This is a genomic window from Musicola keenii (assembly GCF_014855505.1).
Lineage (GTDB): Bacteria > Pseudomonadota > Gammaproteobacteria > Enterobacterales > Enterobacteriaceae > Musicola > Musicola paradisiaca.
Map to the genome: position 1 here is coordinate 157,358 of NZ_JAAWVW010000001.1, position 22,129 is coordinate 179,486.

The following is a 22,129-nucleotide window of genomic DNA, read 5'->3' on the forward strand; positions in this document are numbered from 1 at the left end:
CAGACGACTCAGGCGTGGGCTGTTTCCTTAACACGCCAGGAGTCATAGTAAATGTGCTCAACCTGGTAGTTGATGTCGTCGGTATTACCGGTCAGCCGGTGAGCGATGGTGAAGGCGAAATCAAATGCCACCCCCAGCCCTTTACCGCTGATCAGATTGCCATCCTCCACCACGTTCTGGTCGACATATACGCCGTCCGTTACGTCTTTCCATAGATCACCGGAACAAACATAACGCCGGCCTTTCAATAAGTTGTGGCCGCCAAGCACACGGGCCGCAGCGGAGCAAAGTGGGCAAATCAGCCGACCGGCATCGTCATGACGGCGGATAAATTCAGCGACCAGCGGGTTGGCGGCCAGATTTACCGTGCCTTGCGGCCCTCCGGGGATCACCACTGCGTCGAACAGGGTATCCATATTGCGTTCCAGCAGTGCGTCCGCAAACATGCGGATATTGTGATAACTACGCAGTTCCAGCATGTCCTGGCAGGACAGCGTCATGACCTCTACTTGAGTGCGGTGCAGGGCGTCGATGACCATGACCGCTTCTGCTTCTTCGAATCCGGGCGCCAGCAGGACGGCGACTTTCTTAGCCATAATATCTCCAGCAATCGGGGGAGTTGATGCTCGCAAGGATAGCAAATAAATAGCTAAAAAATGAAACTACGTTTTGAATCTGTGCCTTGTATCGCGTAACGCGCGCTGAATATTGATGGGTATTGCAAACCGACATCATCATGCAGCGAGTCTATGGATCGCAGACTCTGCAGACGCGGGGTTATTTAAGGTATGAGCGGATGACCGCCACGATCGCATCCAAATCTGTTTCCCGTTCTGCGGGGTCTGCATTCTCGTTCATCAAATGTACCCGAATGTGCCCTTCCAGCACCTCGCTCATCAGACCATTTACTGCACCGCGGATGGCGGCGATCTGCTGGAGTATTTGCAGGCATTCGCTGTGGCCGCTATCCAGCGCTTTTTCCAGCGCTTCCGCCTGGCCTTTTATGCGTCTGACTCGGGTCAACAGCTTCTTTTTGTCTTTAATTGTATGAGGCATGAAATACTCCGGGGTTGTCTCATAATATACTGGGGTATAGTATAAAACTGATTCTCATTTCCTTTCACTCTATCCAGGCATGTAAACGCCGGACACGGATGCTCACTATGACTGATTTCGTCTCTCTTTTGCAGCAGGGCGTAGCCAATGCCTGGCTGTTTATTCCCAGCGCGGTGTTGCTGGGCGCATTACACGGTCTGGAACCCGGTCATTCGAAGACCATGATGGCCGCGTTTATTATTGCCATTCAGGGGACGGTGCGGCAGGCGATCATGCTGGGGCTGGCGGCTACGCTGTCGCATACCGTCGTGGTCTGGTTGATCGCGCTGGGCGGCATGTATTTGAGCAATGCCTTTACTGCGGAAGCGACGGAGCCCTGGCTGCAGCTGTGCTCTGGTTTCATCATTCTTGGCACGGCGGCCTGGATGTTTTGGCGAACCTGGCAGGGGGAGCGGCAATGGGATATGCATCACCATGAGCACCACCATCACCATGATGAACACCACCATGATGAACATCACCATGATGAGCAGCGTATCGTCGATACCGGCCACGGTCGGGTGATGCTGGCGATCATTGAAGAAACCGGTGAACCGCGCTGGCGATTGACAGCTTTATCCGGAGCGCAGTGGGCGGCGGAACAAGTATACGTAGAGACGGAACGGTCGGCAGGCGAACGACAGCGCTTCTGTTTTGTCGAGCGCGAGGGGTATCTGGAGTCGGCGCAGACCATCCCGGAGCCGCACAGTTTTCTGGCGTCTCTGACCCTGGGCCACGGCGACCATCACCATGATTACCCATTGGTTTTTTCCGATGACGGGCATGGACAACCTGTGGTGCATAACGACGAATATCAGGACGCCCATGAGCAAGCTCACGCCAGTGAAATTCGCCGCCGGTTTGCCGATGGACGGGCAACCAATGGCCAGATTTTATTATTCGGGCTGACCGGCGGGTTGTTGCCTTGCCCGGCGGCGATCACCGTCTTGCTGTTGTGTCTTCAGGTGAAGGCGTTTTCGTTGGGAGCGGCGTTGGTGGTGTGCTTCAGTATCGGGTTGGCGCTGACGCTGGTTGCCGTCGGCGTGGGAGCGGCGATCAGCGTGAAGCAGGTCAGCCGACGCTGGTCGGGATTTTCGACGCTGGCGCGTCGTGCGCCTTATTTTTCCAGCCTGCTGATTGCTCTGGTCGGTGCCTATATGCTGGTTCACGGCGCTGGTCGACTGAATTTCTTCTAATCTGTGTCCCACGTCATTGCGTTGAGGTGTTCATTCCGGCCCTTGTTGGGGTATCACCGCCTTCAACCGGCGTTTTCAACGCCGGTTTTACTGTATCTACGAAATTTTCCTCCAAAAATCTCGCTCTTCTCTTCCGGTCGGCAAAAAAAGATGATTAAATTATAAATCATATATTTTGCATAAATATGCATTGATGAACGTGATGATGAAAACGCCATCCCAACGGCGCCATCGTGATCCTGGCTGCTTCAATGTATTCTCATGTATTGCGTAAACCGGCGGGCTGCTAAGCTTAACGCCACCGAACTCGAGCAGGGACTAATAGTTATGACGACGATTCTGAAACATCTTCCGGTTGGTCAGCGGATTGGCATCGCATTCTCCGGTGGTCTGGATACCAGCGCCGCCTTACTCTGGATGCGTCAGAAAGGGGCCGTACCTTACGCCTATACGGCAAATCTGGGGCAGCCGGATGAGGATGACTACGAGGCCATTCCGCGCCGCGCCAAGGAGTATGGAGCGGAAAACGCCCGTCTGATCGACTGCCGTAAGCAACTGGTGGCTGAAGGCATCGCGGCAATTCAGTGCGGTGCGTTTCACAACACCACCGGCGGTATGACGTACTTCAACACCACCCCATTGGGCCGTGCGGTGACTGGCACCATGCTGGTGGCGGCAATGAAAGAAGACGGCGTGAATATCTGGGGCGACGGCAGCACTTACAAAGGCAACGATATCGAACGTTTTTATCGCTATGGTCTGCTGACCAATGCTGAGCTGAAGATCTACAAACCCTGGCTGGATACGGATTTCATTGATGAATTGGGCGGACGTCAGGAAATGTCCGAGTTTATGGCGCAAGCGGGCTTTAACTATAAGATGTCTGCCGAGAAAGCCTACTCCACCGATTCCAACATGCTGGGGGCGACGCATGAGGCCAAGGATCTGGAGTTCCTGAATTCCAGCGTGAAAATCGTTAATCCCATCATGGGCGTGAAGTTCTGGGACGAAAACGTACACATCCCGGCGGAAGAAGTGACCGTGCGTTTCGAACGCGGCTACCCGGTAGCGCTGAATGGCAAAACCTTCACTGACGACGTTGAACTGATGCTGGAAGCCAATCGTATCGGCGGCCGTCATGGCCTCGGCATGAGCGATCAGATCGAGAACCGAATTATTGAAGCGAAAAGCCGTGGTATCTATGAAGCCCCAGGGATGGCGCTGCTGCATATCGCCTATGAGCGCCTGATGACGGGTATCCACAACGAAGACACTATTGAGCAGTATCACGCCCACGGTCGTCAGCTGGGCCGTCTGCTGTATCAGGGGCGCTGGTTCGATCCGCAGGCGCTGATGCTGCGTGATGCGTTGCAGCGTTGGGTCGCTAGCGCTATTACTGGCGAAGTCACCCTCGAACTGCGTCGCGGCAATGATTATTCCATTCTGAATACCGTCTCCGATAACCTGACCTACAAACCGGAGCGTCTCACCATGGAAAAAGGCGAATCCGTATTCTCGCCGGATGATCGTATCGGCCAGTTGACCATGCGTAACCTGGATATCATCGATACGCGCGAAAAACTGTTCAACTATGCGGAAACCGGCCTGCTTTCCTCCGGCAATACCGGTGTACCATTGGTGAGTGGCAACTCGCAGTTGCAGGACAAATCCGCCAAATAGCGCCGGGCGGCATTACAACGAAAGGGCATACACGTATGCCCTTTTTTGATGGCTCTAATTGGTTGTCAGGCCTGTCAGACGGTGGTGTTCAGGTGTTTTTCAAAACGAGAGAGCAACGTACGTAACGTGACTTTTTCTTCATCGCTGAAAAGGGAAAGCAGCTGCCTTTCATTTTCGACATGCTCAGCCACTACCTGGTTGATGAGTGCGAACCCTTCATCCGTAAGCTGGATGTTCACGGAGCGCCGATCTCCCTGAATAGGAACCCGCCGCAGCCATCCTGCGCTCTCAAGACGATCCAACCTGCTGGTTAGCGTACTGTTGTTGATCATCAGTGCATTGACGATTTGCGTCGGGCTGATGGCATACGGCGCACCGCTCCGGCGCAAGGTGGCCAGAATGTCGAATTCTCTGGCGCTTAAGTGATGTTGGCTGAAAACCCTGTCTAACGCCCGGTCAATCAGCAGGCTGACGCGGGATAGACTCCCGATAACCAACATGGGGCTGACATCCAGATCCGGACGTTCTTGTTCCCATTGTTTAATAATATCAGATACTTCCAGGTAGCGTGGCATCTCGGCGATATCCTTGAATCAGCCAATACATCTGTCTTGTCCGTCCTTACTCGTCATACGCGATGAAAACTCCTGAACGCGATACGTATGACTCTAATATTCAATAGAGAAAAATTCAATCTAATATATTACCGTAAAGTAAATTACTAAAAAGTATATTTCGACAATGAAATATATGATCGGTTAACCTCATACCGACATATCGCCAGGCTGTGGTTCATGCCGGATGGTTGTGCCGGATGTGTCTCTTTTGACGCGATACAACGGCTCGTTGTTCATGAATTGGCACATTGTTGAAGGAGGGGGGTATGCAACTTAAGCATTTCGCGTTTTACGCGCCCTGTGTCTGGGGGACAACGTATTTTGTCACCACCCAATTTTTGCCGGCCGACAGGCCATTGCTGGCGGCGTTGGTTCGTGCTTTGCCGCCGGGACTCCTGCTTATCGCCAGCACCCCGATGCCGAGTCTCTATTGGCTGCGGCGCTTGTTTGTCCTGGGGGCACTGAACATCGGTATTTTCTTTGTCATGCTGTTTTTCGCCGCCTACAGATTGCCGGGAGGTGTGGTGGCATTGGTCGGCTCTTTTCAGCCGCTGGTGGTGATCGTGCTGTCATGCCTGCTGTTGGCGCAACCCATCGCGAAGCAGCAGGTAATGGCCGCCGTCATGGGCGGCGCGGGAATTGTGTTGTTGATTTCGTTGCCTGACGCGCCACTGAATCCAGAGGGCTTGATGGCGGCGATGCTGGCGACATGTAGTATGGCGTCGGGCTTGGTGCTGACCAAAAAATGGGGGCGCCCGCCAGGGATGTCGATGCTGACATTCACCGGCTGGCAGCTATTTTGCGGTGGTATCGTTATTCTGCCGCTCCAGTTGATGGTGGAGTCGCTTCCAGTTCATTTATCCCTGATAAATGCGGCCGGTTATTTTTATCTGGCGATACCTGGGTCGCTGTTGGCTTATTTCATGTGGTTCTCCGGCGTAGAGGCGCATTCGCCGGTCGCCATGTCGATGCTGAGTTTCCTTAGCCCGCTTGTCGCTCTGTTACTGGGTTTTTTGTTTTTGTCTCAGGGATTGTCCGGCGCACAACTGCTCGGCGTTGTTTTCATTTTCGGCGCTGTCATTGCCGCCCAGGATTTAGCGTTCCTGAAGAGAAAAGCGCAACTCGGTCGTAGCGGCTGAGTTGCCGCGTGGCGTAGGGGAATGTCATCCCCGGATTAATCAGCGGCACACCGGAACGGCAGCGCTTTTTTACCCTGTCTTATTCGCGTCTGACTGGGGCGTAAGCCGGTTACTCAGGCTGGGTAAGGCGGGGTGGTTCCCGCAGTAATGCCTACTTTTTGGGTCTCAACAGACAAACCCCCCCTGTTTTGGCATGGATTTATTGGCGCGGGATTGAGCGGCCTTAAGTTCATTCTGCCATTTTTTTGCTGTTTTTATCGTCCCGTCCCGGATTTTCAGCCCTAATCCCATTAGCGGGACGGAGAGTCTCCTGAAACGCCGACGCCAGCAATTCCGGATAAAAATTAAATCTGTTTATTGGCAAAGTGTCTGGAAATAGTAGCGTATGCGCGAAAATGGGACGGGAACCGTGCACATTCCATCGGAAACCGGTGTGTTTTGCCTTAACGCTATCTATCACGATGCACTCTCGGCGATCCGGCGAGTTCCCTTGAGCGAATTGGGTGATTCGCATCGGCTGAAAGCGGGCCAGTGCCGCGTGATGGAAAAGTTCTACCAGTTGAGAACGGTGCCTATGCATCCGGCCAGCCATGAGGTGATGCTGGAATCGGCCGTGGCGGGTCTGGCGGCAGAATGGCCCGAATTACACCAGCGGGAAGGGGTGGTGATTTATGCCAAAACACAAACCCACAACACCTTTTTCGATCGTGACTGGCTGGGTAGCATTCTTATCCGGCAGCGGCTCGCCAACTGGGATGTCATGACGCTGAGCCTGAATCATTGCGCTTCCGCGCTATCAGCGTTGCATTTGATAAGGCAAGGGGCGGTAAGGCGAAATATACCAATTATTGTATTAACGGGAGAGAAGGCATTTCATCCCGAAATAAATCGTTTCACCGTTGGTGTACAAGGAGAATTACCTGTCGCCGCATTATTTAATGCGCGGCCCAGCCCCTGGCAGGTCACGTTTACAGCGGTAAAGCATTTAAGCCGGTTTTATAACAATGCCGACAATATGACCCGTCAGGAAAAAGCGGATCTCAATGATTGTTTATTGGGAGAATTATGCGATTTTGTTTCGCATTCCGTCAGGCTGTCGGGAATAAACTCGGAAGATGTGGATTATTTCGTACCCTGTAATCTTAATCTTCCATTACTTAATCAAATGGCGGCGCGTCTGAATATTGGCGGGCGATTATTCGATGGCAATGTTGCCGATTATGGACATCTTTATTGTTCCGACGTGTTATTTAATTTTTCTTCATTACTTAAGACAACCAGTCGCGCGAGAAATTATTTCTGTTTTTCAATCGGGATGGGCGTCACGCTTTCTTGCGCACTGATACAGCACACAGATATTTAATAGGAGAAGGGTATGTCTGCGACATTAACGGTAATTCAACAGGCATTACGTGAAGTTATGGATAACGATGAGATTGAAATTAATGAAAGTACGGATTTGGATAATGATCTCGATCTGGATTCCGTGATGTTCGTGCAATTTCTGTTAACGCTGGAAGATAAAATTGAAGGCCTGCTGTTCGACCCCGACCAGATTAATATGGAAACCTTTAGTACAGTCGGCGGCCTAATTTCATGGCTGAATAGCAATGTCATGCAGGAGGTGCGTCATGTCGGCTGAGCATATCGGGCAAATCTGGGCAGCCTTCCGCGATCGTCCGTTGTCGGAGGCGTTGACGTTGTTGCTGCAACCCGCATCCGGCGCCGGGCATTATCTTCATCAGATAGGCTACCAGATTCAGGAAATCGGCCGGATCCCCGACGCGGGCCAGCAGCAACGGTTGTTTGACCGGGTATTGACGCACCTGGAGTTGGATGTGGTGCGTAGTCAGGAAACGCTATCTCTGTCGGCTCATTTCCCTTTATTGGTTTGTGTGGCGCGGCTCGGCATTCTGGCTCGTATGCAGGCCATGAGCTGGCAGCACTTATCCGGCAGAACCAGCTTTGGCGCCAAAACGACCCGGCACCAACTGATTAAGGCCAGTTTCGCCGATGTGGCGGGCAGGGCCGCGCTGCTGCTGGAGCAACAGCATCAGCGCCTGCAGGCGGGCGATATGCTTGGCCTGGAAGACGACCATTACCAGATCACGCAGCTTAGCAACGACGCGGAGAAAATGATGGGCGGTCACGGTTTTCTGCTCGGCAATACCCATAGCCTCTCCTATTTTTCCATGATGCTATACAGCATCTACGGCAAGGCCAGTTGCCTGGCTGCAGCCTAACGATCGGTAAGGAAGCGAGAATGGGCCCGATTTCGCGAGTGATGACCCGCCGAACATCGTCTGTGCACGGCGATGTGCTCCAGATCGTCGTGTTGGCATGGCCGATGATGGTTACTGCCATTGTCGTTTCCCTTTCTCAGAATCTGCAGATCGCGATACTGGGAAACGGGGCGGAAAGCCAGACATTGTCGACGCTTTCTTTGTTGCAACCATTCAATTTTCTGTTTATCGCCATTATGGAATGCGTGGCGATCACTAATCAGGTGTTTAGCGCGCGTTCCCGGCATGACTGGCCCCGTGGCCGCATTTGGCACAGCACGTTGCTGTCCGGGGGGTTGGGGCTGCTGGCCACAACAGCGGCGGCGGCGCTGTGCTATCTGCTGGCCTCTCCGTTGTCGAGCTGGATGGGGAGCACGGATCCGTCGTTGATGCGTTCCTCGGCTCCCTGGTATCTGCTTTCCATGACGCCTTTCATGTTGCTGGAAGTGGGCAATGCCGCGTTACGCGGTCAGGGCCGTACCGCGGCGGCCATGCTGTTGATGTGCGCTTACATTCTGGGCAACGCCCTGCTGTGTTTTGTGGGTTTTCAGCACTATCAGTTGGGGTTCGACGCCGTGCTGCTGGCAAACGCCATCGCCGCAGCGCCGTTGTTGCCGCTGGTTTTTGTTCTGGTACGCCGTCAGGCGCGCACCGCCGATCGGCCTGACGATCGCCCGCAGGCGTTTTTGCCCCGGCTATTGGCGTTGCTGGCCAATGCCGGTATCCCGGTGTTTTTCTCCATGGTGGTGGTTTTCTTCAGTTCGATGGTGATCTTTCCGATGGTGGCCCGTGCGGGAGAAGGGATGTTGCCGGCGTTCCTGATCGTTATCAAGCTGCGGGCTTTTTTCATTATCCCTGCCGTGGCATTGGGGTCCGCCATCGCCATTTTGTCTAATCAACGTTTGAAAACGGCTTCGGTCGTGGCGCTGGCTAGGTTGTTGAAGAGTGGGTTATGGCTGGTTGTCTTGGTCTGTTTGTTCCTGACGTTGGCGGTGGGAGTGATCCGTACCGGCGTGTTGGATGGGTTGTCCAACGATGCGGTGATCCGTCATGCCAGCCAGACTGTGCTGTTGTTGCTATTGCCCACGTTTTTCCTGACGTCGTTGGTGGCGGCGTTACAGACGCTACTGGAGCAGTTAGAACGGGGAAAGCGCGTGTTGTTATTTACCCTGGTGCTGGAACTCGCCATGGCGGGCGTTGTGCTGACTACCAGGTCGTATTTTGATGACATTAGGACGCTTGCCGGTCTGATGGTGTCTTTTAGCGTGTTGTATGCGGTAGTTTTCCTGCGAGAGTATCGCTTGTTATTGAAATCATTGGGGGAGCGGGATGCTGCTGTATGATCTGTGCTATCCCCTGCTGTGGTTGTTTGCGCAGGTTCATTACCGTTATTACCACGTACTGGTCTGGTTGAAACGGCGGCCTTCGCTACTGCTGCGGATAAAAATCAAACCCGATACCCATTATCAGCAAGTTTGCCACCGGTTACGCATGGCGGATCTCTGGCTGTTGCAACGATTTTCTCAGCGTCTGGCGGCCAGGTATTTACTGCGTTTGTTTGAGTCAACCCGCTATTTTTCTTACAAGCAGATGGATCGTGATTACCTGGCGGCGTTTGATCAGGAAGAACTGCTGTTTCAGCGTCGGCGGGTTTGCGTTTTCCGTTGGTTTCCAGCACGGGGCGCGCCGCTAAGAAATGTGCTGCTGGTGCATGGCTGGGAGGGGCGCGGCATCATGTTTCGCCCGTTGTGCGAGGCGTTGAAAGCGCAAGGGTTCGGCATCGTTATGCCTGATCTGCCAGCGCATGGGGTGTCGGAGGGGGATCGCGTGTCCAACTATGAGTTGGCGGAACTGGTGATCACGCTGGGGAAGCAGTATGGACCGTTTGACGCTGTGATCGGCCATTCCAGCGGAGGGCTTATTAGTGCGCTGGCCATGGTACAAGGGCTCGCCGCCGAGCGGCTGGTGCTGTTGGCGAGCCCGGATAATCTGGGCGCGATGATTGATCGCTTTTTGGCGGGAACGGGCGTCGCGCCCGCGTTGGCGGTGCCGATGAAAGCGCTGTATGCACAGCGTTTCGGCTTTCATCCAGACAACGTCGGGCCGGAAATTTACCGTTCGTTGTTTTGCCCGGCGCTGATTTGCCATGATTTGCAGGATGCCAGGGTAGCGCCGCAGACTGCGCAGACGCTGCATGGCGCCTTACGTTGCAGCGAACTGTTTTATACCCGAGGCTTGGGCCACCTGGGTATTTTACGCAGCCCTTTGGTACACCGGCGTATTCTGGAGTTTCTGACTGTGACGCCCCCGGGTCAGTTGGCGATATTTTGAATGTTATCCAACAGAACATGGCGTGAAAACAGGTGACGCTGCCGACCGAAAATAATATCAAAGCTGGTATTGTTAATAACGCGCGCCGCTTCTTTATCCTGAAACACGGCCTTACGGTATTTCAGCGGTGGAATATTGTAGGTTTTGGTAAAGCAGCGCGAGAAATGAGGTAATGATGAAAATCCACAAGCATAGCAAATATCGGTTAACGACCAGTTTGGGGATATATGGATGATTTCCTTCGCTAATGTCAGACGGACGCGCCAGATCCAACGCATGGGCGTAATATTATATATCTGATTGAATAATCTGCAGATGTCGAATTTTGATTTTCCGCTGACCTGTTCAAGATTTTCCAGCGTAATATTGTTGCCGATATTGTCTATAATATAGTCGATAATCACCGCCAGATTGGTGGCTTTGCTGCTGGATGCCAGCGTTTTGCGTAATTGCGGATGCCGGCGATACATATCCTGAATGAGATTATTATTGAAACTGTCGTTATCCAGTGTGTGAGCGTATGTATTCTGTAGGTTCATGGTGTCATCCCAAAATAATTTCCTCGTATCTGGATCCGGCTATAGACGAATATCCATACAACGGTGAGGGGTTGTTAATTATTGTCCTTACAGCAACGAGCAAACGATTTAACGCAAATAACATGCCATGTATGGAAAGCCGGTATATCAAGGGAATTCGTTACGATTTTTGATAAATAATCCCATTCCTGGGACGAAATTCGTTTCGTTAATGGGATTATTGTTCCGTAAATGGTGGAAGCAGCGGTACGACGTGAAATAGGACGATATTGTCCGTCAGGTAGCAGAAACCTATCCAGTGAAGAATGTATGTAGGGGGAGGGTGTTCGGCGTTTTTCAGGAGAATTTTGCGTATTCTTAAAACCAGAGATAAAAAGTAATCGCAAGAAAGACTATAAGATATCATCGGCCGCGGAAGGCTGATTTTATTTATATGCTGAGGATTTCCCATGACGGTGCTGGTTCAACTTGATAATGTGCATAAAATCTTCCTTACCGATGAAATCGAGACTCATGCCCTTAGCAAGATAAATCTCTCCATTCATTCGGGGGAGTACGTTTCCATTGCCGGCCCGTCCGGCTGCGGCAAGTCTACGCTATTGTCGATTATGGGATTGCTGGATACGCCTACCGAAGGACACTACTGGTTGAATGGTACGGATATCGAATTTATCAGCCGTAAGGAAATGGCGCGTCTGCGCAACAGAGAAATCGGTTTTATCTTTCAGTCTTTCAACCTGATAAGCGATCTGACCATTGAGGAAAATGTCGCATTGCCATTGACTTACCGTAATGACCTCTCCCGTTCGGAGCAAAAAACGCGAGTGATTCAGGCGTTGGAGAAGGTCGGTATGTCCCACCGTGTGCGGCATTACCCCTCCCAGCTTTCCGGTGGCCAACAGCAGCGGGTGGCTGTGGCTCGCGCCATCGTCGGGCGGCCTTCATTGCTGTTGGCCGATGAGCCGACCGGCAACCTGGATTCCGCCAACGCTGAAGCGGTGATGAACATTCTTGATGAACTGCATCAGGACGGCGCGACTATCTGTATTGTGACCCATGATCCACGGTCCGCCATGCGCGCTCAGCGCACCATTGTGCTGTCCGACGGGCAGGTGGTGGCCGATGGCGGGAACAGCCAACTGCTGCAGGCGGTATAACAGCATGAACATATGGTTTGATATCCGTTATGCTCTGCGGCTGCTGTTGAAAAGCCCCGGTTTCAGCGTATTGACCATTACCGTAATGGCGTGCGGACTGGGGCTTGCGCTTTATATGTTTTCCATCATCAACACCATTATGTATAAAACGTTACCGTACCCGAATGGTAGCGGTATGGTGTTGCTGACACCGACGGTAAATGGCGAGGCATTTAATGACTATGGCGTAAATTTTCTTGACTACGAATTGATTCGCCAGCGAGCCAAAACGCTTGAAGATATCAGTTATTTTTATGCCGAATATGTCGATTTGAAAACGGAAGATACTTCCGTGCGATATATTGCCGTGCGAAATACACCGAGCATGTTCAGTTATACCGGTGTCCATCCATTACTCGGGCGTGCTTTTGATGACCAGGATATGGCGGCGAATGCCCTTCCTGTCGCGATTATCAGCTATGACCTCTGGCAGAAATATTTTCAGGGACGTGGTGATATTCTTGGCCTGACGGTAAAAATTAATAGCGTAAATACACAGATTGTTGGTGTGATGCCAAAAGGTTTTGCATTTCCCTTTTATCATGACTTGTGGTTGCCTGCCGCTATTCCAGCCGCATCGACTTTGAAACGGGAAAAAGCGCCGGAGGTTTTTGTTTTTGCTCATTTGGCGAAAAAACGTAAGCCCGTGGATGCCGATCGCGAACTTGATGACATCATGCGGGGTGTCGTGGGCGAGGCTCCCAATGATAAGAAAGATATTTCTGTCAAGGTGCTGTCCTTTCAGGAAAGTTTTACCGGAGAGGAAACGGCCCAGTCATTTCTGGTTATGTTGTCAGCCGTAGGTTTTGTGCTCTTGCTGGCATGTTGCAATGTCGGGAATTTGTTGCTTGCGCGCTCCAATCGTCGTACTCGGGAAATTGCCATCAGGGTGGCATTAGGTTCTCCTACGTCGAGACTATTGCTGCAAATGCTATGGGAAAGCCTGATTATTTGTACGGTGGCTGGCATTATTGGTGTATTACTGGCCTCCTGGGGGCTGGATATTACGAACTACATGTTCCCCAAATTCGTTCCGAATAAAATTCCTGTGTGGTGGCATTTGTCGCTGGATGGAGAGGTCATTATTGATGCTATTGTGCTGGTCATTATCACCGCATTGGTAACGAGTGCATTACCTGCCTGGAAAATAGCGAATGGGCAATTCGCCTATGCATTACGTGACGGTGCAAATAGCGATCAGGGGCGAAGAGCAGGTAAGTTCAGTAGAACGCTGGTAGTCGTTGAAGTAGCGTTATCCTGTTCTATTCTGTGTATCAGCGTGTTATTGCTATTTTTAGTCATTCGCGCGACAAAAGCGGATTATGGTGTCCCGATAGATAATTATCTTGTTAGCCAGATTAATCTTAATAAAGACAGTTATCCGGACAACCGCAGTCGTAGCGATTTTTATATAAAAATAATGGAAAGGTTAAATACCATCCCTGGTGTGAGTGCGAATATCCTGATATCGAACGCTCCTGGTCAGTTTACTTTTCCACATCAGGTTACTACGGAGAATATCCTTAACGATACCAATGATCCTCAACCCTACTCATTGGTAAATGATATAAAAGTCATGCCCGGTAATCTGGCAGCGATAGGTGCAAAGGTATTATATGGAAGAGAGTTTTCGTTTAAAGATGATGCGAATTCCCTGCCTGTCGCTGTTGTCAGTAATTCTTTTTCTCAGCGCTACTGGCCCGGAGAAAAAAATATAGTTGGTAAGAAAATTCGTTTTATTGATGGGGTTGATAATCGCTGGTTCACAATAATAGGCGTCGTTCCGCATATTATTCACGGTCGTCCTTTCAGCGAATTTAAAAGCCGGCCGACCGTCTATCGCTCATTGTTACAGCTGCAACAGGAGAACCCATCATTGACGCTGATGTTAAAAACTACTCATCAGCAGCAAGTGGTACCCGTTATGCAGCAGATGGTTCGACAGACAGGCCCGATGATTGAGATGAGTCAGCCGCAAATGTTGAGTGATATGTTGATCCGAAACACTGCAGGCGTAGAGTTTGTCACTAATCTGTTTCTGTTATTTGGTTTGGCGGCTATGGTGTTGGCGGCCAGCGGTATTTATGGCGTTACCCAAAATGCGATTAATCAGCGTACTCAGGAAATAGGTATTCGACAGGTATTGGGCGCGTCACCAACCAATCTCATGCGTATGCTGATGTTTTCCGGATTGAGGCAACTGTTTGTCGGTCTTGCCCTGGGATTACCACTTGCCATTTTTGCCGCACCTAAAATCAACCGGGTATACGGTGACGGCAGCAGTGGATTTATCCTGCTGTTTTTGTCGGTTGCGTTTTTCATCCTGATAACGGTTTCGCTGGCCACCTGGATCCCTTCGCGCAGGGCGATCATGATGAAACCCGGCGAGGCGATCCGCTACGAGTAAGCGGCGCAGAAACTCCCGATAGCATCCTTAAGGTTCCTGTTTTCCGCACAGGAGTCGTTAATTGTCGCCACAAGCTGTCATACTTGGCTAGATGGGCAAACACAGCGGGGATTTCCCCCTGGTTTTGCCCGTCGCACCGACTGGCAGCGTCGGGGATGTCGTTATGATGCGTGGCGGCGGCCAGCGGCTATTTCGCGGCGCGGTCTCAACCATAAACTGGCCTCTGGTCTAGCAGTCAACCGCGCATAAGCGTTGTTGTGTATGGTTGTCGATCGGTATAACACTTCGGTATAACCCAGCGTGATAAAGGACCCACATGGCGGATAAGCAACATGTTCTGATTGTTGATGATGACGCGCATATTCTGGCCAGTTTGCAGATGTTGCTGTCGATGGAGGGGTATCAGGTCACTCTGGCATCCACCGTTGAACAGGTTCCTCTTCAACTTTCCCAGCATGATTTCGATGTGATCCTGATGGACATGAATTACCAGCGGGATACGACGTCCGGGCAGGAAGGGTTGATCTTGCTGGAAGAGATCAAAAAGTACGACGAGTACCTGCCGGTGGTCGCGATGACCGGCTGGGGCAGCGTGGATATCGCCGTCAGTGCGATGCAGGCCGGCGCGGTCGATTTCATCCAGAAACCCTGGGATAACGAGCGCCTGTTGAGCATTCTGCGTCAGCAGATCAGTTTCAGCCGCAGCCAGCGTTCAGGTAAACGGTTGAAAGAAGAGAACAAACTGTTGAAGCTGGCGCTGGAAGACGACTTCAACGGCGAATGGGTGATCGAATCGTCTCAGATGCAGCAACTGATGAGAATGGTGGAACAGGTGGCGGTCACTGACACCAATATTTTGATCCTCGGTGAGAACGGTACCGGCAAAAGCCTGCTGGCGCGCGTGATTCATCAATTGTCCTCCCGGCGTGATGAGAGCCTGGTGTCGGTAAACATGGGTTGCATCAACGAGAATCTGTTCGAAAGTGAAATGTTCGGTCATGTAAAAGGCGCCTTTACCGATGCACGGGAAAGCCGCGTCGGGCGTTTCGAACTGGCGGACAAGGGCACGCTGTTTCTGGACGAAATCGGCAACCTGCCCATGACGCAGCAGAGCAAGCTGTTGCGTATTCTGGAAGAGCGCTGTTTTGAACGGGTCGGCTCCTCCCGCACCCTGAAAACCCACTGCCGTATCGTTGCCGCCACCAACGCCAATCTTGCCGAACGGGTAGCGGAAGGCACCTTTCGTCAGGATCTCTACTACCGGCTCAATACCATCGAGTTGCACCTGCCGTCGTTGGCGGAGCGTCAGGAGGATATCGTACCGCTGACGTTGAATTTTATTGAGCGCTATGCCAGAAAATACAATAAGCCGGTACCCGTGCTCAGCCCGTCGGGGCAAGCGGCGCTGTTCCGTTATCACTGGCCGGGAAATGTTCGCGAACTGAGCCACTTGCTGGAGCGTGCCGTTCTGTTGTGTGCGGCATCCCGGCTCAACAGCGATGATATTTTCCCCTCGTTACCGACGATGTCGCAGAAAACGTTCAGGGCGGAGGCGGCGTTCAGCTCGGACGCCACGCTGGCGGATATCGAAGAGCGTTTGCTGAGTCAGCGTATGACAAAGTTCGAGGGCAATGCGGTCAAAGCCGCGCAATCGCTGGGGTTAAGTCGCAGTGCGTTCTACCGGCGACTGGAAAAGTACAAGATTAATCATGAGTAAACTCGATACCTCCTTTGAACCGCCTCATCTGCTATCCCTGAACATCGCCGCATTTGTCGGATTACTGGGGTATTTTTTGCTGTGGTTTTTCCCCGATCAGTCGGTGTATCTGAAAATACTGACGGTGTTCATCATCGTGCTGTGTCTGATTTACAGCAGTTTTACTTTTTCCGAGCGGTTGAATGCCAGGATTCATGTTGTCTCCAACCTGTTGGAAGCGCTGGGGCAGGAGAACTTCAGCTTGCGCGGCGTGACCAAAGGAAAAGGCGCGTTCGACAATCTGATACGTCAGATCAACCAGTTATCCGGCACGATGGCGCGTAGCCGTCAACAACAGCAAGAAACCTACTACGTACTCCACAAGGTAATTTCCAATATTAGCGTCAGCGTGTTTGCCCTGGATGCCGAGCAGCGTGTGATGTGGTGTAACGATGCCGCCTCCGCATTGCTGAATAAACCCGTCAAATTGCTGGTCGGCCAACCGGCGGCGGAGTTCGGGCTGGAAGGGTTGTTGCAGCAGTCCTCCGGCGCAGAGCCGATCGACTGGCGCTTCCCCAGTGCACAAGGGATGTTCCAGATACGGCATGATTCCTATATGGAGGATGGCCGGCAGAATCATCTATTGTTTATCAGCGACGTCAGCAAACTGTTGCGTAATGAAGAACAGAAAACCTGGCAGAACCTGTTGCGGGTGATCAGCCATGAAATCAACAACTCGCTGACGCCGATCGCCTCCATCAGCCAGACGTTGTTGCAGGTATTCCGTAAAGATACCCAGCATCCTGCGGCGCCGGATCTGGTGAACGGCATGGAAATCATCAACAATCGCGCCCGCGATTTAATCGCCTTTGTCGGGAGCTACCGTCAGCTCAACCGGCTGCCGCCGCCCAGTAAACAGCCCTGCGATGTCACGCTGTTGATGACGCAAATGGCGATGTTGTTCCCACAACGTCGGTTGGTTTTTTCCGGCGAATCGCCGTTGACGGTTGCGGTGGACGCCAATCAAATGCAGCAGATGTTCATCAATCTGATGAAAAATGCGGATGAGGCTATGGAGCCGGGCGTCGGCGAAATCGTACTGCGCTGGACGGTGGTGGCCCGGCAACTGCACATTGAAATCATTGATCAGGGTAAGGGCGTGGCGAATATCGAAAACCTGTTTATCCCGTTTTATACCACCAAAAATCACGGCAGCGGCATCGGGCTGATTTTGTGCCGACAGATTGTCGAGGGGCATGGCGGACATCTGACACTGGAGAATCGCAAAGATGCGGAAGGATGTATCGTCAATATCTTCCTGCCGTTGGGATGAACTACCCAGCGATGAGCCGCATCAGCCTTTGTGCATTGTCGCGCCGGTTGATAGTTTGGCGAGCGCGGCGCGACAGGCGGCGATTCGTCAGGCTGCCGGCGTCGATATCGATACGGCGATGACGCTGTCCCAGCAAGCCTGGGGTATCCTGCGGTTATTGCTGGCGCCGATCTGCCGGCAGGTGCCGCAGGCGCTACGTTTTGAGCGTAATGCCCACGGCAAGCCGTTCCTGGTGGACTACCCCGCTATCCAGTTCAATGTGTCGCATACCCGAACGGCGTTGGCGTTCGCCATTGCCATGCATCACCCGGTCGGCGTGGATGTTGAGCGGTGTGTGGGCAATCCGACGGGCAAGCGCGCGGTGGCGGCGCGTTTTTTCCATCCCAATGAGACACACTGGCTGGCGTCGCTGTCGGATGAGGCATTTCTGCCGGCGTTTATCCGGTTGTGGACGCGCAAAGAGGCCTATATCAAGGCGCTTGGCCTGGGGTTGCACCGACAGCTCAACGACTTTAGCTGCCTGTCGGCGGCAGGCCATGTTCTGGTGCGTGATAAGGATCAAGACGTTGACGCGGTAATACAGGAGGGGTGGCTGGATGGTGCTCCGGCGACGGCATTCTGCTGCTGTGCCTTACCCACGGCGTCCGCTGTGGTAGACATTGGTGCGTGGCGGGTACGGATACTGACGCCGGATGCCGGGTAACGGGAACCGGCTCAGTGTTCCGCCCGCAGGTGTATCACATTTTACCTGGCGGCGGTTTCCGCCGGGCAGCTGTGTTCAACCAGGCTGGCCAGCCCGCCATCGATATGCACGTCGGTCGTTGGTGAAACAGTGGCTCTGGCGCCGCTCGTCATACTGCCGCTCAGACGCTTCACACGGCACAGGCGTGCGTCGGCACCCATAGCGAAACGCACTACGGCATTGTCGGCGGAAAAATCGGAGGCGTTGCGATTGAACGCGGCGCCCATCGCCAACGTCAGGTTGAGCGTGCGGGTTGCACCTTCGACGTTGACGTCCGCGCCCATACTGGCGTCGATCGTCAACTGGTCGGGCGATACCGCGCAGGCGGGCAAGGCAAACTGAACCCCGGACTGAGCGTTGATACGGGATAACGGCGCGTTGAGCGTAATGGTGACAACCACACTATGGTCGCGCAGTTTGTTGCTGTCATTGTATGGATTATCGATGGTCAACGTATCGTTCTGACGCTGGATAACCAGTTTTTCCAATACGGCCGGTTTGGCGGTGGCGCTGACGCGATTCTCGTTGCCGCACTGGACGGTGACTTCCAGCCCTCGGCTGAGATTCAGTGCTGAAAAATGTGTCAGTTCAACGCTTTTCTGTTGGGTTGGCGAGCAGGCTACGGTGAGCGGCAATAACGCCAGTACCGAAAAAAACAGTGTTTTCATTCCGTGTCTCATGGCTGTTTTCAGCTGGGGTTCCCGATGGTGGGGACTGGCGGGCGAACCATCAGCCTGCGACATTCCCTGTCCGGCTGATACCTGATTGATAAGCACCGTCCCTTGACTCAATCAGGTGGTTCGTACATCCCTGTTTCTTCGCAGAACGGATGCCTGCGAAGTGCGTCCTTGATAGCCATTATGCCGTGTTGCCAGCAAGGTAGTTGTCTGAAATTGAACATTACCGTTTATCGAGCGATCGACCTGCCGCATGGTTTGTCGCTCGTGTTTGACGGTGAAACAAACCAGACTGGCGTCATACATAGAACAGCCGGCAACTGCCTATCCAGGCACCCAGCCCGACTGACAGCATGACATGCGGCGTTCCGGCGAGAACGGCGGGCAGCGCCATCTGCAACAGCAGCAGTGAATCGGTGGTATAGCAGTGGCCGATATCCGGCATCAGACCGAGCGCAATAGACTCCATCGGGTAGTGATGTCGGCGGGAATAGTTAAGCCAACTGATGCGATTGACGTTATGGGGCAGCAGCATCGGCTGTTCGTGCGGTGTGACGCCCGCACCGAGCAGCGCGGCGCTGACCAGTTCATCGTGCGCCTGATAGAAATCCTTTTTGGCTTGCTCGCCATCGTGGATGCCGGCATGAAACTCCGGGCGTTGCGCCAGAAAAATCGGCCCAATCTGCAAACCCTCGTCGGCCTCTTCCAACAGTAATGCCGAAAATGCATCGCCGACCAGCGTGCAGCCTGCGACGTACCGTTCCTCTGGAGGAAAGGTGGACAGCGTATCCCCGGCGACGATCGCGATGCGTCGGGCTTGCCGGGTGGTGAGCAGACGTCGGGCCAAATCGAGCGCCCAAAACAGCGTGGCGCAATTCTGTTGATCCAACTCGTAACAGGCGGCATCCGGAGTCATAAACGGATGCGCCCGCAAACGTGCGCTCCAGCCAGGCGCATCGGGGTGTTGAACGGGCATGCCGTGAACATAAATCAGCGTATCTGCGGGTAGCGCCGGTTGGGGGGCTTCCTGTTGTAACCGGTCAAGCAGATGAAAAAGTACCTGTTCCACGGCGGTCTCGCCATCCAGTGCGGCCACCTGCCGAAACCCGAACAGTTGCGAGAATATCCTGGCTTCGGAAGGGGATGCGCCGGACTGAGTGATAATCTCCGCCGCACTGATCCTGTTTTCCGGGATCCAGTTTACGAAATGGGTGAGCCGCATAATGCTATCCCCGCAGTGCGACTGCGCTGAGCCGCCGCTGGTGCTCCACCAACAGCAGATAATCATGGCCGGGCTGATAGTGGGTGGCCAGCGCCGCGAACGGCGCGGCGCATAACCACTGTGGGTGCGTGGCGATGACGAGTAGTGCGGCCGGCAGCAGGGCCAGTAGCGTCGCGTCTGCGATAACTACGGTATGCTGCGGACGCAACTCAAAGCGGGCTATCAGGTGTTGCACTTCCGCTATCAATGTCCTTTGCGTCGTCAGCGGTTGACGATGATACCCCTGATAGCGCAATGCCTGGGGGCGGCGGCTTAGCGTGAGCAGGCCGGCGTTGTTTTCCGGAGTAAGCGCCGACATCAAGTCGGAACGGTAGTGCAGGTAGCCTTGGTCGGCCATCAACAGCAAAGCGTCGCCGGTGTTTTCCTGCTGGCAGTTGGCGATGCTGGCAAGTGCAAATAACGCCGCATCCGGCCCGCGATCACTGATAGTTAACGCCAGACAATCCGGTAATCCCAGTTCATGAATAACGTAGTTGATTACCGAACTCCCCAGGTGCAAGTCCGGCGTCCAGTGGGCCATCAGAACACTGTCGATACGGCTGAGGTCGTGGCGCGCACGGCACATGGGCAGTAACGGGTCAAGCAGGCTGATAAACGAAGACAGCCCACCGTCAGGCGGCGGGTTGGCCAGCGTATCGCGCCATGATAAGCCGTTGGCGGCCAAGAAGCGGGCGGCGTAGTCGTGCCAGTAGGCCCGCTGTTGATGGCCGGTCGGCAGTGTTTCCTCCCTCAGCGTCGAGCTGCGGTGCAGTATCGACCGGGGGTCAAGATACGTGGGCACAAACGCCTCCCCGGGCGGTGTGGCAACGGAAACTGTTCATCAGGTGAATATTGGCGGTGCCTTCCATGTACTCGAACGCGAAAGCATCCCGACAACGGCGACGCAGTTGCGGGTTTTCCAGCCATGCCTGGCCATTCAACAGGTGCGGCATGCGGTGTGCTACGCTTTCCGCAAACAAGGTGCAGCGGCGTTTGAGCTGGCTGGTGGTGTAATACTGCGATGCGCCGTTCTGGTAATGTTCGGCGATCTCCGCAAGTTGTCGGCGCAGCAGGTGATAGGTGCGCCATTGCTGAGTCACCCAGCGTTGCTGCTCGTCGTCCAAGGGGTGGCCTTCCAGCGCGCTGAGTAAGCCGTATGTCGTCCCCAACGCCATGGCGCTGACCATCGGCCGATGACGTTCGAAAACTTGTCCCAACGCATGCAGTCCCTGATTCAACCCTTTACGCTCGTAACCCAAAATATCGGCCGGTTGTACCGGCATGTCACTAATGCTGATTTCCGTCAGGTTGGAGCCCTGCAGGCCGAATTGCTCCAGCGGCGTGATGGAAATGTGCTGCGCGTAACGTTTCGGATCGACCATCACCAGCCGCTGTGTATCGCCATCCCGGGCGAAGACCAGCCCGACGGAGGCGAGCTGCGCGCCGCCGATGAATTTCTTGTGTGCAGTGAGCAAATACCCGTCGTCGCAGCGGGTCAGCGAAGAGGCGACGGACTGCGTATCTGAACCGACTTCCGGCTCGGTTACGGCGAAGAAAGCCCAGCACGGCGGTGTCGCGAACCGGGAGAAAAAGAACGCCTGTTGCTGCGGTGTGCCGAGTGCGATGACGGCGCGCGCCGACAGCGAGGCGCCCGGCAGCGACATCAGCGCACTGGCGTCGAACCGGCTGAGATATTCCAGCATATCGATATTATCCTGATAGCTGCAGGCCTCATAATCCCAACCGCGAAATGGAATGAACTGCGGCGGAATGCCGATATAGGAAATGGCGTAGAGCAGTTCGTCTTCCAGACTGGATAACGCCAGCGCGCGATCGGTTTCCATCTGGCCGGCGGCGAGCCGCAGTTTTTCGCCCAGCGCATCAAGATCCTTTTTAAGATTACTGAACGTCAGTGCTTTCATGCTATGTCCTGCCTGT

The 22,129-nt window shown here is 53.5% G+C and carries 21 protein-coding genes; 13 read left to right on the plus strand and 8 right to left on the minus strand.

The window, feature by feature from the left end; all coding sequences use genetic code 11:
* Nucleotides 1-8: 8 nt before the first annotated feature.
* Nucleotides 9-596 (minus strand): DJ-1/PfpI family protein, encoded by a 588-nt coding sequence (locus HEP82_RS00680; RefSeq protein WP_012763725.1) that lies wholly within the window; start codon nucleotides 594-596, stop codon nucleotides 9-11.
* A 181-nt stretch (nucleotides 597-777) separates the two neighbouring features.
* The gene (locus tag HEP82_RS00685) at nucleotides 778-1,056 is read right to left on the minus strand and encodes a metal/formaldehyde-sensitive transcriptional repressor (protein ID WP_012763726.1); all 279 of its coding nucleotides are present in this window, start codon (nucleotides 1,054-1,056) and stop codon (nucleotides 778-780) included.
* A 107-nt stretch (nucleotides 1,057-1,163) separates the two neighbouring features.
* Here HEP82_RS00685 and HEP82_RS00690 point away from each other — a divergent pair, with 107 nt between their 5' ends.
* Entirely contained in the window at nucleotides 1,164-2,291 is a 1,128-nt protein-coding gene (locus tag HEP82_RS00690) for a nickel/cobalt efflux transporter (protein ID WP_192456328.1), read from the plus strand.
* 327 nt (nucleotides 2,292-2,618) lie between these two features.
* On the plus strand, nucleotides 2,619-3,971 hold the full coding sequence (gene argG, locus HEP82_RS00695; RefSeq protein ID WP_192456329.1) for an argininosuccinate synthase: 1,353 nt from the start codon (nucleotides 2,619-2,621) through the stop codon (nucleotides 3,969-3,971).
* Between the two features lie 74 nt (nucleotides 3,972-4,045).
* On the opposite strand, the gene HEP82_RS00700 is transcribed toward argG, so the two are convergent.
* Nucleotides 4,046-4,546: a MarR family winged helix-turn-helix transcriptional regulator gene (locus tag HEP82_RS00700; RefSeq protein WP_192456330.1), complete on the minus strand. Its 501-nt coding sequence runs from the start codon at nucleotides 4,544-4,546 to the stop codon at nucleotides 4,046-4,048.
* A 308-nt stretch (nucleotides 4,547-4,854) separates the two neighbouring features.
* Here HEP82_RS00700 and HEP82_RS00705 point away from each other — a divergent pair, with 308 nt between their 5' ends.
* The 6 genes from HEP82_RS00705 to HEP82_RS00730 all read left to right on the plus strand — a co-directional run bounded on the left by HEP82_RS00705 (nucleotide 4,855) and on the right by HEP82_RS00730 (nucleotide 10,340).
* Nucleotides 4,855-5,727 carry a DMT family transporter gene (locus HEP82_RS00705; RefSeq protein ID WP_192456331.1) on the plus strand — a complete coding sequence of 291 codons (873 nt, stop codon included), beginning with the start codon at nucleotides 4,855-4,857 and terminating at the stop codon, nucleotides 5,725-5,727.
* Nucleotides 5,728-6,112: 385 nt separating this feature from the next.
* Nucleotides 6,113-7,090 carry a 3-oxoacyl-[acyl-carrier-protein] synthase III C-terminal domain-containing protein gene (locus HEP82_RS00710; protein ID WP_192456332.1) on the plus strand — a complete coding sequence of 326 codons (978 nt, stop codon included), beginning with the start codon at nucleotides 6,113-6,115 and terminating at the stop codon, nucleotides 7,088-7,090.
* Nucleotides 7,091-7,102: 12 nt separating this feature from the next.
* A complete protein-coding gene (locus HEP82_RS00715; RefSeq protein WP_192456333.1) occupies nucleotides 7,103-7,369 on the plus strand; it encodes a phosphopantetheine-binding protein in 267 nt (88 codons plus the stop codon).
* Nucleotides 7,359-7,970 (plus strand): VfmB protein, encoded by a 612-nt coding sequence (locus HEP82_RS00720; RefSeq protein ID WP_192456334.1) that lies wholly within the window; start codon nucleotides 7,359-7,361, stop codon nucleotides 7,968-7,970. The genes HEP82_RS00715 and HEP82_RS00720 overlap by 11 nt, the downstream gene beginning before the upstream one ends.
* Before the next feature lie 20 nt (nucleotides 7,971-7,990).
* A complete protein-coding gene (locus HEP82_RS00725) occupies nucleotides 7,991-9,352 on the plus strand; it encodes an MATE family efflux transporter (RefSeq protein WP_192456335.1) in 1,362 nt (453 codons plus the stop codon).
* Nucleotides 9,339-10,340: an alpha/beta fold hydrolase gene (locus tag HEP82_RS00730; RefSeq protein WP_192456336.1), complete on the plus strand. Its 1,002-nt coding sequence runs from the start codon at nucleotides 9,339-9,341 to the stop codon at nucleotides 10,338-10,340. Before HEP82_RS00725 ends, HEP82_RS00730 begins: the two co-directional genes overlap by 14 nt.
* On the opposite strand, the gene HEP82_RS00735 is transcribed toward HEP82_RS00730, so the two are convergent.
* Nucleotides 10,322-10,879, minus strand: coding sequence for a helix-turn-helix transcriptional regulator (locus HEP82_RS00735; protein WP_012763736.1), 558 nt, complete (start codon nucleotides 10,877-10,879; stop codon nucleotides 10,322-10,324). The two genes, HEP82_RS00730 and HEP82_RS00735, sit on opposite strands and share 19 nt — an antisense overlap.
* Nucleotides 10,880-11,328: 449 nt before the next feature.
* Here HEP82_RS00735 and HEP82_RS00740 point away from each other — a divergent pair, with 449 nt between their 5' ends.
* The 5 genes from HEP82_RS00740 to HEP82_RS00760 all read left to right on the plus strand — a co-directional run bounded on the left by HEP82_RS00740 (nucleotide 11,329) and on the right by HEP82_RS00760 (nucleotide 18,214).
* Nucleotides 11,329-12,036 (plus strand): ABC transporter ATP-binding protein, encoded by a 708-nt coding sequence (locus HEP82_RS00740; protein ID WP_192456337.1) that lies wholly within the window; start codon nucleotides 11,329-11,331, stop codon nucleotides 12,034-12,036.
* A gap of 4 nt (nucleotides 12,037-12,040) precedes the next feature.
* Nucleotides 12,041-14,482 (plus strand): ABC transporter permease, encoded by a 2,442-nt coding sequence (locus tag HEP82_RS00745; protein WP_192456338.1) that lies wholly within the window; start codon nucleotides 12,041-12,043, stop codon nucleotides 14,480-14,482.
* Nucleotides 14,483-14,798: 316 nt separating this feature from the next.
* Entirely contained in the window at nucleotides 14,799-16,199 is a 1,401-nt protein-coding gene (locus HEP82_RS00750) for a sigma-54-dependent transcriptional regulator (protein ID WP_192456339.1), read from the plus strand.
* Nucleotides 16,192-17,511 carry a sensor histidine kinase gene (locus tag HEP82_RS00755; protein ID WP_192456340.1) on the plus strand — a complete coding sequence of 440 codons (1,320 nt, stop codon included), beginning with the start codon at nucleotides 16,192-16,194 and terminating at the stop codon, nucleotides 17,509-17,511. Before HEP82_RS00750 ends, HEP82_RS00755 begins: the two co-directional genes overlap by 8 nt.
* Nucleotides 17,468-18,214 carry a 4'-phosphopantetheinyl transferase family protein gene (locus tag HEP82_RS00760; protein ID WP_192456341.1) on the plus strand — a complete coding sequence of 249 codons (747 nt, stop codon included), beginning with the start codon at nucleotides 17,468-17,470 and terminating at the stop codon, nucleotides 18,212-18,214. The genes HEP82_RS00755 and HEP82_RS00760 overlap by 44 nt, the downstream gene beginning before the upstream one ends.
* A gap of 41 nt (nucleotides 18,215-18,255) precedes the next feature.
* On the opposite strand, the gene HEP82_RS00765 is transcribed toward HEP82_RS00760, so the two are convergent.
* From HEP82_RS00765 to HEP82_RS00780, 4 genes are all read right to left on the minus strand, one after another.
* Complete coding sequence (locus HEP82_RS00765; protein ID WP_192456342.1) at nucleotides 18,256-18,921, minus strand: GIN domain-containing protein; 666 nt, start codon at nucleotides 18,919-18,921, stop codon at nucleotides 18,256-18,258.
* 307 nt (nucleotides 18,922-19,228) lie between these two features.
* Nucleotides 19,229-20,152 (minus strand): 3-oxoacyl-ACP synthase, encoded by a 924-nt coding sequence (locus tag HEP82_RS00770; RefSeq protein ID WP_192456343.1) that lies wholly within the window; start codon nucleotides 20,150-20,152, stop codon nucleotides 19,229-19,231.
* 4 nt (nucleotides 20,153-20,156) lie between these two features.
* The gene (locus HEP82_RS00775; RefSeq protein ID WP_192456344.1) at nucleotides 20,157-20,993 is read right to left on the minus strand and encodes a hypothetical protein; all 837 of its coding nucleotides are present in this window, start codon (nucleotides 20,991-20,993) and stop codon (nucleotides 20,157-20,159) included.
* On the minus strand, nucleotides 20,977-22,113 hold the full coding sequence (locus tag HEP82_RS00780; RefSeq protein ID WP_192456345.1) for an acyl-CoA dehydrogenase family protein: 1,137 nt from the start codon (nucleotides 22,111-22,113) through the stop codon (nucleotides 20,977-20,979). Before HEP82_RS00780 ends, HEP82_RS00775 begins: the two co-directional genes overlap by 17 nt.
* Nucleotides 22,114-22,129 lie beyond the last annotated feature (16 nt).